Raw genomic sequence first — 15455 nt, 5'->3', positions numbered from 1 at the left:
AGGTACTTCCGGAAGTGTCCCTGGTCAGTCGGTGAGAGCAACTCAGCCCTTGTCGCCCGGGACCGAGACCGCGTCCGTGACGAAGACCAGCGTCTCGTTCGGCTTGATGCCGCGGCCGCCCTCGCCGTAGGCCAGGTCCGGCGGGATGATGAGCAGGCGGCGGCCGCCCTGCTTGATGCCTTCGAGGCCCTTGTCCCAGCCCGGGATGACCTCGCCCGCGCCGAGGTTGAGGTCGAACGTCTCGCCGCGGTCGAAGGAGCTGTCCAGCTTCTTCTTGTCCGACCACGTCACCAGCAGGTAGTTCATCTTCAGCTGCTGGCCGGCCTTCGCGCCGGTGCCGGTGCCCTCGGACAGGTCCTTCGTGATCAGCTTCTTCGGCGGGTCGCAGTCGTCGGGAATGGTGATCGTCGGCACCTCGCCGAACTTCCCCGTCGTCTTGACGTCGTCCGCGGTGCACTCGCGGCCCTTGCTCTGGGTCGCCTGGGCGGCGCCGGCCGACGGGACGGCGGGCCCCGCCGGGGCCGCCGTCTCGGTCTTGGCGTCCTGGCCGCACGCGGCCAGCGACAGCGCCGCCGCGGCGGCGACCACGATCATCCCGATCTTCTGCATGTCGGGCACCCTAGCCAAGCACGGAGAGTGCCGGGACGTCGTCACCGGTGGTGACCACGCCGAGCCGCCGGGTAGCCCGCGTCAACGCCACGTACAGGTCGTTGAGCCCGCGTGGCGAGGCCGCGACGACCTCGTCCGGCGCGACCAGCACCACCGAATCGAACTCCAGGCCTTTCGCGCGTTCCACGGTCAGGACGCTCAGCCGCTCGTCGGCCGCCCCGAGCAGGCCCGAGACCTCGTCGAAGCGGCCCGCGGGCACCAGCACCGCGACGGTGCCACCGTCCACTTCGGACAGCTCGCGCGCCACCAGCCCCGGCAGCTCCGCTGTCAGGGAGGCCGGCCGCGCCGACCACGGCGGGACACCGGTCTCCCGCACCGACGCCGGCGCGGACAGCTCCGGCGAGATCTCGGCCAGTACCCGCGCGGCGACCGTCATGATCTCGGCGGGCGTGCGGTAGTTCACGGTCAGCTCTTCCACCCGCCACCGGTCCTCGACGTACGGCGAGAGCATTTCGCCCCACGACCGCGCGCCGCCCGCGGCGCCGGTCTGCGCCACGTCCCCGACCAGCGTCATCGACCGGTTCGGCGAGCGCCGCATGAGCAGCCGCCAGTCCATCGCCGAGAGCTCCTGCGCCTCGTCGACGATCACGTGCCCGAACGTCCAGGTCCGGTCCTGCGCGGCGCGCTGGGCGGCGGTCAGCTCGCTGCGCGCCTGCTGGCGCTCGGCGAACAGCTCGGCGTCGAGGACGTCGGAGACGCGCAGCAGCTCCTCGTCGATGATCTCTTCGTCCTGTTCGAGGATGTCGAGCACGCCCTCGGCGTACGCGCGTTCCTCGCGCTCACGGCGTTTGCGCTCGACGCGGGCCTCGGTGTCGTCGACGCCGATCAGCTCGGCCAGCTCGTCGAGCAGCGGCACGTCCGCCGGCGTCCAGCGCGCGTCGCGGCCGCTTTCCAGCAGGTCCCGGTCCGACGCCGGCAGCAGCTCCCGGGCCGCGCTGTCGAGCCGTTCGCGGTCGGCGAACAGGTCGTCGAGGACACCCTCGGGGTCAGCACCGGCCACAGCTCGTCGAGGGCCGCGGCGACGTTTTCGTCCGCGGCCAGCTCCGCCCGGATGTCCTGCAGGTCCTGGCCGTCGAGCAGGTCCTCACCCAGCTTCCGCGCGGCCTGGCGGGTCAGCGCGTCGAGGACGTCGGAGACGAACAGGCGCCGGGCGGGGTTGTGCGGGCGACGCGACCGGCGGGCGCGGGTGCGGGCCTCGGCGCAGGTCTTGCGGTCCAGCTTGAGGACGTCGTGCTCGTACTCGATCTCCATCACGGGTTCGGGCACGCGCTGGCGGTCGCGGACCGCGTTGGCCAGCACTTCCGCCATCACCAGGCGGCCCTTGACCTCGGCGGCCTCGCGCGGCTCGGTGCCGTCGGCGTCCAGGCCGGGGTAGAGCTGCCCGATGGTGGCCAGCAGCACGCCGGTCTCGCCGAGCGAGGGCAGCACCTGGCCGATGTAGCGCAGGAACGTGCTGTTCGGGCCGACGACGAGCACGCCGCGCGTCGTGAGCTGCTGGCGGTGCGTGTAGAGCAGGTAGGCGGCGCGGTGCAGCGCGACGGCGGTCTTGCCGGTGCCCGGCCCGCCCTGCACGACCATGACGCCGCCGAGCGGCGCGCGGATGATGCGGTCCTGCTCGGCCTGGATGGTGGCGACGATGTCACTCATCTCACCGGTGCGCCGCTTCTCGAGCGCGGCCAGCAGCGCGGCCTCCCCGGCCAGCCCGAGGTCCTGGCCCTGGTCGGCGGCGGTGAGGTCGAGGATCTCGTCGTCGAATCCGGTGACCTTGCGGCTCAGCGACCGCAGGTGCCGCCGCCGGCGCACCCCGTCGGGTGACGCGGCGGTGGCGAGGTAGAACGGCCGCGCGACCGGCGCCCGCCAGTCGACGAGCAGCGGCCGGTAGTCGTCGTCTTCGTCGAACAGCCCGAGCCGGCCGATGTAGGTGGTCTCTTCGGCGCTCTCCGGGACGAAGTCGAGCCGTCCGAAGGCCAGCCCCTGCTCGACGGAGCCGAGCTGGGCGAGCCGGTCGGTGTAAAGAGTCGTGGCCACGTCGCGCTCGGTGCGCGCCTGCGGGGTGCCGCCGGCCTGGCGCAGGGTCTCGTCGAGGCGCCGCTGGGCGTCGAGGCGCTCGGCGTCGAGCTTCGCGTAGAGGGTGGTGACGTACGCCTGCTCGCGGGCGAGCTCGGCGGAAAAGTCGTCCGAAGACAAGGATCCTGCTTTCGCCTCAAGGAAAAGAGCCAACGAAGTGTAACGGCGGTGGCCGCGCGATCATTCCGTCCGCAGGTCGCAGTACGGGTAGACCTCGCCGGGCCGCCCGGCCGCGGGCAGCACCCGCTCCCCCGGCGCACACGACACGCCGGCCGGCGGCAGCTGTTCACCGCCGGTGATGCGCCCGTCCGGGGCACGGAACAGCACCGCGGCGCCCCGGCTGGTCAGCGCGCGGCAGTTCCCGGAGCGGTAGCGGACCCCGCCGGGCACGACGGTCGCGGTCACGGGCGTGAAGCCGCCGAGTGACTCGGGCGCGAGCCAGATCGCCGGGCCGGGCGCGGGCCGGTCCAGCACGACGCCGATCCGCTGGCCCGGCAGGAGCACCGGCACCTCGACGGTCCGCGCGCCGGACGTCACGGGGATCCGGTAGGCGGCGAGGGCGCTGGTGTTCTCGAGCACAGCGGCGCCCGGGCCCTGCTCGGCGACGCGGACCCCGCCGCCGTCCGGGGCCGGGCCGGGGACCGCCGTGATCCGGGCCGGGATGGCGCAGCCGGTGCCGAGCAGCCGGTTCTGGTCGAGCGGGAGCTTCCCGCGGCCGAGGAGGACCAGCAGCCCGAAAACGACGACCGCGACCAGCGCGGTCCCGATCCGTCTCAGAACGGCAGGCCGAGGGTGGGCAGGCCGATCGCCGAGTCGACGGCCAGCGCGACGAACACGATCATCAGGTACGTGTTCGAGCGGTGGAACAGCGCCATCGGCTTGGTCTCCTCGCCGCGCCGGACCGCCGCCTGAAGGCTGTGCGCGTAGAAGAGGAACCAGCCGCCGGCCAGGATGGCGAACGTGCCGTACAGCCACGACGTCACCGGGAGCAGCAGCAGCGTCCACGCCACCATCACCCACGAGTAGATGACGATCTGGCGGGCGACGTGCTGGGCCGTGGCGACCACCGGAAGCATCGGGACGCCCGCGCGCTCGTAGTCGTCGCGGTACTTCATGCCCAGCGCCCACGTGTGCGGCGGCGTCCAGAAGAAGATGACGCCGAACATCACGAACGCCGGCCACTGCACCGTGCCGGTGACGGCGGCCCAGCCGATGACCACCGGCATGCAGCCCGCCGCGCCGCCCCAGACCACGTTCTGTGACGTGCGCCGCTTGAGGCCGAGCGTGTAGACGAAGATGTAGAAGAGGATCGTCGCGATCGCGAGGATCGCCGAGAGCAGGTTCACCGTGAAATAGAGCACGGCGAACGAGGCGACGCCCAGCACGAGGCCGAAGATCAGCGCGCCGCGGCGGGGCACCGAGTCCTTCACCAGCGGGCGGCGCTTGGTGCGGTTCATCACCTTGTCGATGTCCGCGTCGATCACGCAGTTGAGCGCGTTCGCGCTGCCCGCGGCCATCGTCCCGCCGACCAGCGTGGCCAGTACCAGCCACGGGGAGGGGATCTGACGGCCGGCGAGGAACATCGCCGGGATGGTGGTCACCAGGAGCAGCTCGATGACCCGCGGCTTCGCCAAGGCGGCGTACGCGCCGACGACCCGGCGGAGGCTTCGCCGGTCACCGTGCGGTCGTTCACCGGTCGGGTGCACGGCGCTGGTGTCTTCACTGCGTCCGTGCGCAGCGTTCACCGGCGACATTTCACTCCCTGCGTCAGGTTCGGGCGGGCAAGTCCGGGTAGGCAGTGGTGGTGCCGCGCAAACCTGCCGAACTGAACCCTCGAACGATGTTAGACGTGGTGAATCCCGTGGGTGATCGCGGGTCCTCGACCGGCCCAAGCACTAGGCTGACCGCGACGGGCCGCGATTGCCCCTGCGCATGGCCGCGAGCAGGAATATCGTCCCTTCGGGATCGATTGAGATAAGTAGCCGCGCGCACGGGTAACCGGAACGAGGAAGACCAGCCGCAACCATCATGACCGGGAGTTGGAGTTCAGTGTCCGAAACCGCCACTACCAGCGAGAACAACCCACTCCTCCGGCGCAACACGCCCGCCGACTGGACCGACACCGACACCCGCGCCGTGGACACCGTCCGGGTGCTCGCGGCCGACGCGGTGGAGAACTGTGGCAGTGGCCACCCCGGCACGGCGATGAGCCTGGCGCCGCTGGCCTACACGCTGTTCCAGCGCACGCTGCGTCACGACCCGACCGACCAGCACTGGCCGGGCCGCGACCGGTTCGTGCTCTCGGCCGGGCACTCGAGCCTGACTCTCTACATCCAGCTGTTCCTCGCCGGCTACGGCCTCGAGCTCGAGGACCTCAAGCAGCTGCGCAAGTGGGGCTCCAAGACCCCCGGCCACCCCGAGTACCGTCACACCGACGGCGTCGAGACGACCACCGGCCCGCTCGGGCAGGGCCTGGCGAACGCGGTGGGCATGGCGATGGCCGCCCGCCGCGAGCGCGGCCTGCTGGACCCGGACGCCGCGCCCGGCGAGAGCATCTTCGACCACCACATCTACGTGATCGCCTCCGACGGCGACATCGAAGAGGGCGTCACCTCCGAGGCCTCGTCCATCGCGGGCCGCCAGGAGCTGGGCAACCTGATCGTCTTCTACGACGACAACAAGATCTCGATCGAGGACGACACGAACATCGCGCTGTCCGAGGACACCGTGAAGCGCTACGAGGCCTACGGGTGGCACACCCAGGTCGTCGAGGGCGGCGAGGACGTCGTCGCGATCGAGGAGGCGATCAAGGCCGCCAAGGCCGAGACGCAGCGGCCGTCGTTCATCGCGCTGCGGACGGTCATCGGTTACCCGGCGCCGAAGAAGATGGGCACCGGCAAGGCGCACGGGGCCGCGCTGGGCGCCGAAGAGGTCGCCGCGGTCAAGAAGATCCTCGGCTTCGACCCGGAGCAGTCCTTCGTGGTCGAGGACGACGTGCTCAAGCACACGCGCCAGGCGGTGGAGCGGGGCAAGGCCGCGCACGCCGAGTGGACCGAGAAGTTCGAGGCGTGGGCGAAGGCCAACCCGGAGCGCAAGAAGCTCGCGGACCGGCTCTCGACCCGCACGCTGCCGGAGGGCTTCGCCGACAACCTGCCGAAGTGGGAGCCGGACGCCAAGGGCATCGCGACCCGCAAGGCCTCCGGCGAGGTCCTCAACGCCCTCGCCGACCCGCTGCCGGAGCTGTGGGGCGGCTCGGCCGACCTGGCCGAGAGCAACAACACGACGATGAAGGGCGCCGACTCGTTCGGTCCCGAGAAGGCCGCCACCGAGATGTGGCAGGCCACCCCGTACGGCCGGACGCTGCACTTCGGCGTCCGCGAGCACGCCATGGGCTCGATCCTCAACGGGATCGCGCTGCACGGCGGCACCCGCCCGTACGGCGCGACGTTCCTCATCTTCTCCGACTACATGCGCCCGCCGGTCCGGCTGGCCGCGCTGATGAAGGCGCCGGTCATCTACGTGTGGACGCACGACTCGATCGGCCTCGGCGAGGACGGGCCGACGCACCAGCCGATCGAGCAGCTTTCCGCGCTGCGCGCGATCCCGGGCCTCAACGTCGTCCGCCCGGCGGACGCCAACGAGACCGCGTACGCCTGGAAGGCCGTCCTGGAGGACACCGAGCACCCGTCCGGGCTGGCGCTGACCCGCCAGAACGTGCCGGTGCTCGACGGCACCAGCGCCGAAGGCGTCGCGAAGGGCGGGTACGTCCTGGCCGACTCCGACGGGACGCCGGACGTGGTGCTCATCGCCACCGGGTCGGAGGTCCAGCTCGCGGTGGAGGCGAAGAAGACCCTGGACGCCGACGGCGTCAAGGCGCGTGTCGTGTCCATGCCGTGCGTCGAGTGGTTCGACGCGCAGGACGCGGCCTACCGCGAGTCCGTCATCCCGGCCGGTGTGAAGGCCCGCGTGTCCGTCGAGGCGGGCATCGCCCAGTCGTGGCACCGCTTCACCGGTGACGCCGGGGTGAACGTTTCGATCGAGCACTTCGGTGCGTCGGCCGACGCGGCCACACTGTTCCGTGAGTTCGGGTTCACCGCGGAAGCCGTCGTCGAGGCCGCCCGTCGCTCGATCCAGAACACCAAGAATTCCTGAAGGGGATGACTGCAATGAGCAACGACAAGCTCGCGGCTCTGTCCGAGGCCGGCGTATCGATCTGGCTGGACGACCTCTCGCGTGAACGCCTGAACACCGGCAACCTGGCCGGCCTGATCCGCGACAAGCACGTCGTGGGCGTGACGACCAACCCGACGATCTTCGCGAACGCGATGTCGAAGGGCGAGGCCTACGACGAGCAGACGAAGGAGCTGGCCGCGCGCGGCGCCGACGTCGAGGCGACCATCCGGGAGCTGACGACGACCGACGTGCGCAACGCCGCCGACCTGTTCCGCGACGTCTACAGCGCCACGAACGGCGTCGACGGCCGCGTCTCCATCGAGGTCGACCCGCGCCTGGCCAAGGACACCGAGAAGACGGTGGCCGAGGCGCAGGACCTGTGGAAGACCGTCGACCGGCCGAATGTGCTGATCAAGATCCCGGCCACCGAGGAGGGCCTGCCGGCGATCACCCGCACGCTCGCCGAGGGCATCAGCGTCAACGTCACGCTGATCTTCTCCGTCGAGCGCTACAAGAAGGTCATCGAGGCCTTCTTCGCGGGCCTGGAGCAGGCGAAGGCCAACGGCCACGACCTCAAGGGCATCCACTCGGTCGCGTCGTTCTTCGTGTCCCGCGTGGACACCGAGGTCGACAAGCGCCTGGACGCGATCGGCACCGACGAGGCCAAGGCCCTGCGCGGCAAGGCGGCCGTCGCCAACGCGCGCCTGGCCTACGCGGCCTTCGAGGAGCTGTTCTCGACCGACCGCTGGAAGAAGCTCGCGGAGCAGGGCGCGAACGCCCAGCGGCCGCTGTGGGCCTCCACCGGCGTGAAGAACCCGGACTACTCCCCCACCCTCTACGTCGACCAGCTCGTCGTGAAGGACACCGTCAACACGATGCCGGAGAAGACCCTCGACGCGGTCGCCGAGCACGCCGAGATCACCGGTGACCAGGTCACCGGCCGCGGCGCCGAGGCGCAGGAGGTCTTCGACAAGCTGGAGGCCGTCGGCATCGACATCCGCGACGTGTTCCTCACGCTGGAGAACGAGGGCGTCGAGAAGTTCGAGAAGTCCTGGACCGAGCTGCTCGACACCGTCAAGGGCCAGCTCGACAACGTGAAGGGCTGAAGCACGACATGACGACAGGGGAAAAGACCGGCGTCGAGATCGTGGACGCCGCACTGGCGGAGCGGGCTGCGCCCCTGGCCGAGCGGCTGGTCGCCGACCGGGCCGCGTCGAAGCTGGCGGCGCAGGACGCGACGCTCTGGGGGCCGGACGCCGAGCCCGAGGCGTCGATCCGGCTGTCGTGGACGACGCTGCACAAGTCGTCGCGGCCGCTGATCGGCGAGATCGAGGCGCTGCGGACCGAGCTGCGGAGCGAGGGCGTCGACCGCGTCGTGCTGGCCGGCATGGGCGGCTCGTCGCTCGCGCCGGAGGTGATCACCGCGACCGACGGCGTCCCGCTGACCGTGCTCGACACGACCGACCCCGGCCAGGTCGCCGACGCGCTCGCCGGCGACCTGGAGCGCACCGTGATCGTGGTGTCGTCGAAGTCCGGCGGCACGGTCGAGACCGACAGCCACCGGCGGATCTTCGCGAAGGCGTTCGCCGACGCCGGGATCGACGCGGCGCGGCGGATCGTGGTCGTCACCGACCCGGGCTCGCCGCTGCAGGAACTGTCCGAAAAGGAGGGTTACCGCAAGACCTTCCTCGCCGACCCGCACGTCGGCGGCCGCTACTCGGCGCTGACCGCGTTCGGGCTCGTCCCGGCCGGTCTCGCCGGCGCGGACGTCGCCCGGCTGCTCGACCAGGCCGCCTCGGTGGCCGACGAGCTCGCCGCGGACGACGCGGCCAACCCGGCGGTCAAGCTGGCCGCCGCGTGGGCCGCCGCGCACGAGGCCGGTGCCGAGAAGGTCGTGCTGGCCGACACCGGCTCGGGGATCAAGGGCTTCCCCGACTGGGCGGAGCAGCTGATCGCGGAGTCCACCGGCAAGCAGGGCACCGGCCTGCTGCCGGTCGCGGTCGAGGGCCCGGAGGCGGCCGGTTTCGCCGACGCGAAGGACGACGCCACGCCGACCGCGGTCGGCAGCCCGCAGGGCGCGGCGAAGATCGCCGTCACCGGCTCGCTCGGCGCGCAGTTCCTGCTCTGGGAGTTCGCCACGGCGCTGGCCGGCAGGCTGATCGGGATCAACCCGTTCGACCAGCCCGACGTCGAAGCGGCGAAGAAGGCGGCCCGCGCGCTGCTGGACGACCCGGAGAAGCTCAAGGGCGGCGAGACGGCGTCCAACGTGGACGGCGCGGTCGAGATCTTCGGCAGCGACGGCGTTGCGACCGGCGGCAGCCTGACCGACGTGCTGCGCGCGTTCTTCGCTTCGGCGCCGGACGCGGGCTACATCGCCGTGCAGGCCTACCTCGACCGGCTCGACGACGCCTCGACGGCGCTGCTGCGGGGCGAGATCGCCAAGCGCACCGGGAAGCAGACGACGTTCGGCTGGGGCCCGCGGTTCCTGCACTCCACCGGCCAGTACCACAAGGGCGGGCACCAGAACGGCGTGTTCCTGCAGCTGACCGGTGCGGTCGAGCAGGACCTCGACGTGCCGGACCGGCCGTACACGCTGGGGCAGCTGCAGCACGCGCAGGCCCTCGGCGACGGGCAGGTGCTCGCCGAGCACGGCCGCCCGGTGCTGCGCCTGCACCTGACCGACCGGGCCGCCGGCCTCGCGGCGGTCGTCCGCGCGGTACAGGAGGTCGGCGCATGACGTGGAAGAACCCGCTGCGCGATCCGCGGGACAAGCGGCTCCCGCGGATCGCCGGGCCGTCCAGCCTGGTGATCTTCGGCGTCACCGGCGACCTGGCCCGCAAGAAGCTGATGCCCGCCATCTACGACCTGGCCAACCGCGGGCTGCTGCCCGCCGGCTTCTCGCTCGTCGGGTTCGCCCGCCGCGACTGGGAGCACCAGGACTTCGGCGAGCTCGTGCACGACTCGGTCAAGGAGCACGCGCGGACGCCGTTCAAGGAGTCGGTCTGGAACCGGCTCGCCGAAGGCATCCGGTTCGTCCAGGGCACCTTCGACGACGACAACGCCTTCGACCGGCTCGCCCAGGTCGTCAAGGACCTCGACCAGGAACGCGGCACCGGCGGCAACACGGCGTTCTACCTGTCGATCCCGCCCAGCGCGTTCCCGGTGGTGACCAAGCAGCTGGCCCGCTCGGGGCTGGCGAACGCCGACGAGAACACGTGGCGGCGCGTCGTCATCGAGAAGCCCTTCGGCCACGACCTCAAGAGCGCCGAAGAGCTGAACGCGATCGTCAACGACGTCTTCCCCGAGGAGTCGGTGTTCCGCATCGACCACTACCTCGGCAAGGAGACGGTGCAGAACATCCTGGCGCTGCGCTTCGCGAACCAGCTGTTCGAGCCGATCTGGAACGCCAACTTCGTCGACCACGTGCAGATCACCATGGCCGAGGACATCGGCCTCGGCGGCCGCGCGGGCTACTACGACGGCATCGGCGCGGCCCGCGACGTCATCCAGAACCACCTGCTGCAGCTGCTGGCCTTCACCGCGATGGAGGAGCCGCTGTCGTTCGAGCCGCGGGCCCTGCGCGCGGAGAAGATCAAGGTGCTTTCGGGCACCAAGCCGCTCGGCCCGCTGAGCGCGACCACCGCCCGCGGCCAGTACGCGGGCGGCTGGCAGGGCGGCACGAAGGTGCCGGGCCTGCTGCAGGAAGAGGGCTTCGCGAAGGACTCGAAGACCGAGACCTACGCCGCGGTGACGCTGGAGGTGCAGAACCGCCGCTGGGCCGGGGTGCCGTTCTACCTGCGCACCGGCAAGCGGCTCGGCCGCCGCGTCACCGAGATCGCCGTCGTGTTCAAACGGGCGCCGCACCTGCCGTTCGACTCGACGTCGACCGAAGAGCTGGGGCAGAACGCCCTGGTCATCCGGGTGCAGCCGGACGAGGGCATCACGCTGCGGTTCGGCTCGAAGGTGCCGGGGACCACGATGGAGGTCCGCGACGTCACGATGGACTTCGGCTACGGGCACGCGTTCACCGAGTCCTCGCCGGAAGCCTACGAGCGCCTGATCCTCGACGTCCTGCTCGGCGAGCCGTCGCTGTTCCCGGTCAACGAAGAGGTCGAGCTGTCCTGGAAGATCCTCGACCCGATCCTCGAGCACTGGGCCAAGGAAGGCGCGCCGGAGCAGTACGCGCCGGGCACGTGGGGCCCGCCGTCCGCCGACGAAATGCTGGAGCGCACCGGCCGGAAATGGAGGCGCCCGTGATCATCGACCTGCCGTCCACCACGACTTCGGCGCTCAACAAGAAGCTGGTGGAGATCCGCGAACAGGGCGGCCAAGTCGCGCTCGGGCGGGTCCTGACGCTGGTGATCGTGGCCGACGACGACGCCAAGCTCGAAGACGCCATCGAGGCCGCCAACGGCGCGAGCCGCGAGCACCCGTCGCGGGTGATCGTGGTGGCCAAGGGCGCGCGCACCGCCGCGCCCCGCATCGACGGCCAGATCCGGGTCGGCGGCGACGCCGGCGCGAGCGAGGTCATCGTGCTGCGGCTCTACGGCCCGCTGGTGTCCCAGGGCCAGAGCGCGGTGGTGCCGCTGCTGCTGCCGGACGCGCCGATCGTCACCTGGTGGCCGGGTGCCGGCCCGAAGGACCCGGCGAAGGACCCGCTCGGCGAGCTCGCCCAGCGCCGGATCACCGACTCGGCCGCGGAGAAGAACCCCGTGCGGGCCCTGACGACCCGCGCGAAGGCCTACACCGCGGGCGACACGGACCTGGCGTGGACCCGGCTCACCCGCTGGCGGGCACAGCTGGTGTCGGCGCTGGACCTGCCGCCGTACGAGAAGGTCACCGGCGCGACGGTGACCGGCGAGGCCGACTCGCCGTCCACCGAGCTGCTGGCCGGCTGGCTGGCCGAGTACCTCAAGGTGCCGGTGAAGCGGGTCAAGAGCACCGGCGCGGCCGGGATCATCTCGGTGCGGCTGGACCGCCGCTCGGGCCCGGTGGAGCTGCACCGGCCGGACGGGCGCGTCGGCACGCTGACCCAGCCGGGCCAGCCGACCCGGCGGATCGCCCTGCAGCGGCGCGACAACCAGGACTGCCTGATCGAGGAGCTGCGGCGGCTGGACCCCGACGAGGTGTACGAGACGTCGCTGCACGGCCTCTCGAAGATCACGTCCGGCACCAACGGCAAGACCGGGGCGCCGCCGAAGGCCGACGTCACCTCACCCGCCGCCGCGGCGGCCGCCGCGGCACCGGCTCCGGCCGCGGGCTCGGGTTCGGGTTCGGGTTCGCGTTCGGGCAAGGGCAAGAAATGAGCAAGACGGAAGTCGTCGTCTACGCGAACCAGGACCTGCTGGCGGCCGCCGCGGCCGCCCGGCTGGTCACCCGGCTGGTCGACGTCCAGGCGGCCAAGGGCTCGGCGTCGCTGGTGCTCACCGGCGGCGGCACCGGCATCGCGGTGCTGTCGCAGCTGCGGGCGTCGGCGGCCCGGGACGCGATCGACTGGTCGCGCCTGGACGTCTACTGGGGTGACGAGCGGTTCGTCCCGGCCGATTCGGACGAGCGGAACGAGAAGCAGGCCCGCGAGGCGCTGCTCGACCACGTGCCGCTCGACCCGAAGCGGGTGCACGCGATGGCGCCGTCGGACGGCGAGTTCGGCGACGACGTCGACGCGGCGGCCGCGGCCTACGCGCGCGTGCTGGCGGACAACGCGACCCCGGAGGACCACGGCGACGTCCCGTCGTTCGACATCATGCTGCTCGGCCTGGGCGGCGAGGGGCACACGGCGTCGGTGTTCCCGGAGTCGCCGGCGGTCTACGAGACCGAGCGGACGGTGGTGGCGGTGCGCAACTGCCCGAAGCCGCCACCGACGCGGATCTCGCTGACGCTGCCGGCGATCCGCCGGGCCCGTGACGTCTGGCTGATGACGGCGGGCGAAGGCAAGGCCGACGCGGTGGCGCTGGCACTGGCCGGGGCGGGCGAAGTCCAGCTCCCGGTGGCGGGGGCCCGCGGGCACCGCCGGACGCTGTGGCTGCTCGACCGCGCGGCGGCGGGCAAGCTGACGAAGGTGTACCAGCCGCCCACGGCGTAGTTTCCCTTTTCGTGAAGGCCACCTTGCGGGCAAGGTGGCCTTCACTGTTTTCCGGGACCGAGACGCTCCTTTCGGTAGCGCGACCCTCCTCCGGTACGCCCGAACGGAGCAACTTCGTGCGGAATCCGGACGTCGGCACCCGGACGGCGGGTGAAACTTACCGTCTTCCCACCCGACCTCGTTAGCATCCGCACATTTGTCGGCGGCCGCGCGTCCCGATCGGCCCTTTGGCGCCTCTCACCTACAAGTCCACAAGACGAATGGGGTCGCCAGCGATGAGTACAGAGGGACTCTCGATTCCAGGCATCTCGATCGCCGGCTCGGGGCCGTCGGCCGCCGAGCGGGTCCGAAAGCGCGGGCTGAGCTTGTTCGGCTCGGTGCCCCGCCCGGCTGTGGTCACGTTCGCCATCGAGGCGGCGGCGGTCATCCTGGCCGTGCTCGACGTCTGGCTGGTGATTCCGGAGAAGGCCCAGCCGTACTCCATCTACCTGTCCGCCGCCGCCTGCCTCGCGGTCGTGTTCCGGCGGAAGTTCCCGTTCCTCGCCGTGCTGGTTGCGGTTCCCGGCTTCCTGGCCGGCTGGGCGCAGCTGGCGTCGATGATCACCCTGGGCATGCTCGCCACGCGGCGTCAGCTGCACTGGCAGACGTGGGTCGGCGCGGCGCTGGTGTGGACCTGCCGGTTCGTCCAGTGGCCGCTGGAGGACTTCGCCCAGCTCAGCTGGCGCGAGCACATCCTCGACGGCATCTACGGCGTCCTCGTCGCCGGCATGCCGATCGCGATCGGCCTGCTCATCGGAGCGCGGGCCGAGGTGGCGAACAAGCTCGCCGAGCTGGCCACGAGCCGCGACCGCGAGCGCCGCTTCCACGCCGACGCCGTGCGCGCGGAGGAGCGTGCCCGGCTGGCCCGCGAGATGCACGACGTCGTCTCGCACCAGATCACGCTGATCGCGATGCAGGCAGGCGCGCTGCAGGCCCAGACGGCCGACGACCGGGCGCAGGAGACGGCGCAGGTCATCCGGACGCTGTCGAAGCGGACCCTGGAGGAGCTGCGGTCGCTGTTGAGCGTGCTGCGCGCGGGCCCGGACGACGACGGTCCCCGCCCGGGCATCAACGACCTCGACCGGCTGATCCGGACGTCGGAGGTCCCGGTGCACCTGTCGGTGGAGCACCTGCCGGAGGCCCTGCCGAACCAGGTGTCGGCGGCGGCGTACCGGACGGTGCAGGAGTGCTTGACGAACGTCCACAAGCACGCCCCGGGCGCGACGGCGACGATCCGCATCCAGGGCGAGCACGGAGCGTTGAAGATCGAGGTCCGCAACGAGCGAGCCCGCCGCCCGGCGGAGTCCCTGCCGTCGGGCGGCCACGGCCTGACGGGCCTGGCCGAGCGGGCGCGTCTGCTGGGCGGAAGTTTCGAGACGTCGGGAACCGAGGACGGCGGCTTCCGGGTGCGGGCCCGGTATCCGCTGGACCGCTGACCTCCGGCCCCTGAGCCCGGCCTAGCGGCGGGGACCGACGATTCGGGCGGGGAAAGCCGTGAACGGCGGATATCGGTCCCGTGCGTCCGGAATCCGCCGTTCACGGGTTCGCCGGCACCGAAACTGTCGGTCTCAGCCGGTAATGTGAAAGACGGGGGCCCCAAACGCCCGAGCGCACGAAGGCCACCCCGAGGGGTCCCGGGGTGGCTCTCGGCGGCGAAACTCAGATGATCTCGCGGCGCTTGCGCAGCCGGTCGAGGGCTTCGGCCAGGATGGCCTCGCCGTCGGCGTCGCTGCGACGCTCCTTCACGTACGCGAGGTGCGTCTTGTACGGCTCGGTCCGCGGCGCGGCCGGCGGGTTCTTCTCGTCCTGGCCGCCCGGGAGCCCGCAGCGGGGGCAGTCCCACTCGTCCGGGATCTCCGCGTCGAGCGCGAACGACGGCCGGGCCTCGTGCCCGTTGGCACACCAGTAGGAGATGCGGCGCCGCGGCGCCGATTCCCCCCGTTCCGATTCGCCCGTAGGACCGGCACCCACCCGGGTGCCCCGAATCGCGTTACCGCCAACCATGAATCCTCACACCTAGGAATCGGCGGCGCGCCCCCCAATAGGCACGCCGAATCGCTATGCCCTGCCGCCGTGACCCGGTCGCGGCCATCGACGGCACGCCGGACGTCACACCTTGAGCAGCAGACCCAGGCCCACGATGCTGATCAGCCAGACGGCGCCGAGCCCCAGGGTGATCCGGTCGAGGTTCTTCTCGGCCACGCTCGACCCGGCCAGGCTCGACTGCATCCCGCCGCCGAACAGCGACGACAGGCCACCGCCCCGGCCGCGGTGCAGCAGCACGGCGACCACCAGCAGGACGCTGGAGACGATCAACAGGATTTGCAGGAACAGCTTCATGTCATCCTCTGGGCTCTAGGAGAATGCAGGGGTACGGCATGGTCGTTTCCGACCACCACCGTACCCCTGGACTCGTCCACTGCTG

General features: G+C 71.3%; 12 protein-coding genes and 1 pseudogene. 7 read left to right on the top strand and 6 right to left on the bottom strand.

From position 1 onward, the window contains the following. Window positions 1-42: 42 nt before the first annotated feature. The 4 genes and pseudogenes from BT341_RS21330 to BT341_RS21315 form a co-directional block, all read right to left on the bottom strand. A complete protein-coding gene (locus tag BT341_RS21330; RefSeq protein ID WP_072482098.1) occupies window positions 43-609 on the bottom strand; it encodes an FKBP-type peptidyl-prolyl cis-trans isomerase in 567 nt (188 codons plus the stop codon). A 10-nt stretch (window positions 610-619) separates the two neighbouring features. Further along, window positions 620-2856 (bottom strand): annotated as a pseudogene (locus BT341_RS21325) (HelD family protein). A gap of 60 nt (window positions 2857-2916) precedes the next feature. Then, entirely contained in the window at window positions 2917-3315 is a 399-nt protein-coding gene (locus BT341_RS21320) for a hypothetical protein (protein ID WP_218177753.1), read from the bottom strand. Window positions 3316-3509: 194 nt separating this feature from the next. After that, entirely contained in the window at window positions 3510-4490 is a 981-nt protein-coding gene (locus BT341_RS21315) for a heme o synthase (RefSeq protein ID WP_072477967.1), read from the bottom strand. Window positions 4491-4785: 295 nt separating this feature from the next. Here BT341_RS21315 and tkt point away from each other — a divergent pair, with 295 nt between their 5' ends. From tkt to BT341_RS21280, 7 genes are all read left to right on the top strand, one after another. Next, window positions 4786-6888, top strand: coding sequence for a transketolase (gene tkt / locus BT341_RS21310; protein WP_072477966.1), 2103 nt, complete (start codon window positions 4786-4788; stop codon window positions 6886-6888). A gap of 14 nt (window positions 6889-6902) precedes the next feature. Beyond that, complete coding sequence (gene tal, locus BT341_RS21305; RefSeq protein ID WP_072477965.1) at window positions 6903-8015, top strand: transaldolase; 1113 nt, start codon at window positions 6903-6905, stop codon at window positions 8013-8015. Between the two features lie 8 nt (window positions 8016-8023). Further along, window positions 8024-9646 carry a glucose-6-phosphate isomerase gene (locus tag BT341_RS21300; protein ID WP_072477964.1) on the top strand — a complete coding sequence of 541 codons (1623 nt, stop codon included), beginning with the start codon at window positions 8024-8026 and terminating at the stop codon, window positions 9644-9646. Beyond that, window positions 9643-11166 (top strand): glucose-6-phosphate dehydrogenase, encoded by a 1524-nt coding sequence (zwf, locus tag BT341_RS21295; RefSeq protein ID WP_072477963.1) that lies wholly within the window; start codon window positions 9643-9645, stop codon window positions 11164-11166. The genes BT341_RS21300 and zwf overlap by 4 nt, the downstream gene beginning before the upstream one ends. Continuing rightward, complete coding sequence (gene opcA / locus BT341_RS21290) at window positions 11163-12215, top strand: glucose-6-phosphate dehydrogenase assembly protein OpcA (protein ID WP_072482096.1); 1053 nt, start codon at window positions 11163-11165, stop codon at window positions 12213-12215. The genes zwf and opcA overlap by 4 nt, the downstream gene beginning before the upstream one ends. After that, the gene (gene pgl / locus BT341_RS21285) at window positions 12212-12991 is read left to right on the top strand and encodes a 6-phosphogluconolactonase (protein WP_072477962.1); all 780 of its coding nucleotides are present in this window, start codon (window positions 12212-12214) and stop codon (window positions 12989-12991) included. Before opcA ends, pgl begins: the two co-directional genes overlap by 4 nt. Before the next feature lie 275 nt (window positions 12992-13266). Then, complete coding sequence (locus tag BT341_RS21280; RefSeq protein WP_177328870.1) at window positions 13267-14466, top strand: sensor histidine kinase; 1200 nt, start codon at window positions 13267-13269, stop codon at window positions 14464-14466. Window positions 14467-14689: 223 nt separating this feature from the next. Here the strand turns inward: BT341_RS21280 and BT341_RS21275 are convergent, their stop codons facing one another. After that, the gene (locus BT341_RS21275; protein ID WP_033262808.1) at window positions 14690-15034 is read right to left on the bottom strand and encodes an RNA polymerase-binding protein RbpA; all 345 of its coding nucleotides are present in this window, start codon (window positions 15032-15034) and stop codon (window positions 14690-14692) included. Between the two features lie 105 nt (window positions 15035-15139). Continuing rightward, on the bottom strand, window positions 15140-15370 hold the full coding sequence (gene secG / locus BT341_RS21270) for a preprotein translocase subunit SecG (RefSeq protein WP_072477960.1): 231 nt from the start codon (window positions 15368-15370) through the stop codon (window positions 15140-15142). Between the last annotated feature and the right edge of the window lie 85 nt (window positions 15371-15455).

Source organism: Amycolatopsis australiensis (genome assembly GCF_900119165.1).
Taxonomy (GTDB): domain Bacteria; phylum Actinomycetota; class Actinomycetes; order Mycobacteriales; family Pseudonocardiaceae; genus Amycolatopsis; species Amycolatopsis australiensis.
Note: the sequence above shows the minus strand (reverse complement) of the source record. Positions and strands in the feature narration are given on the sequence as shown.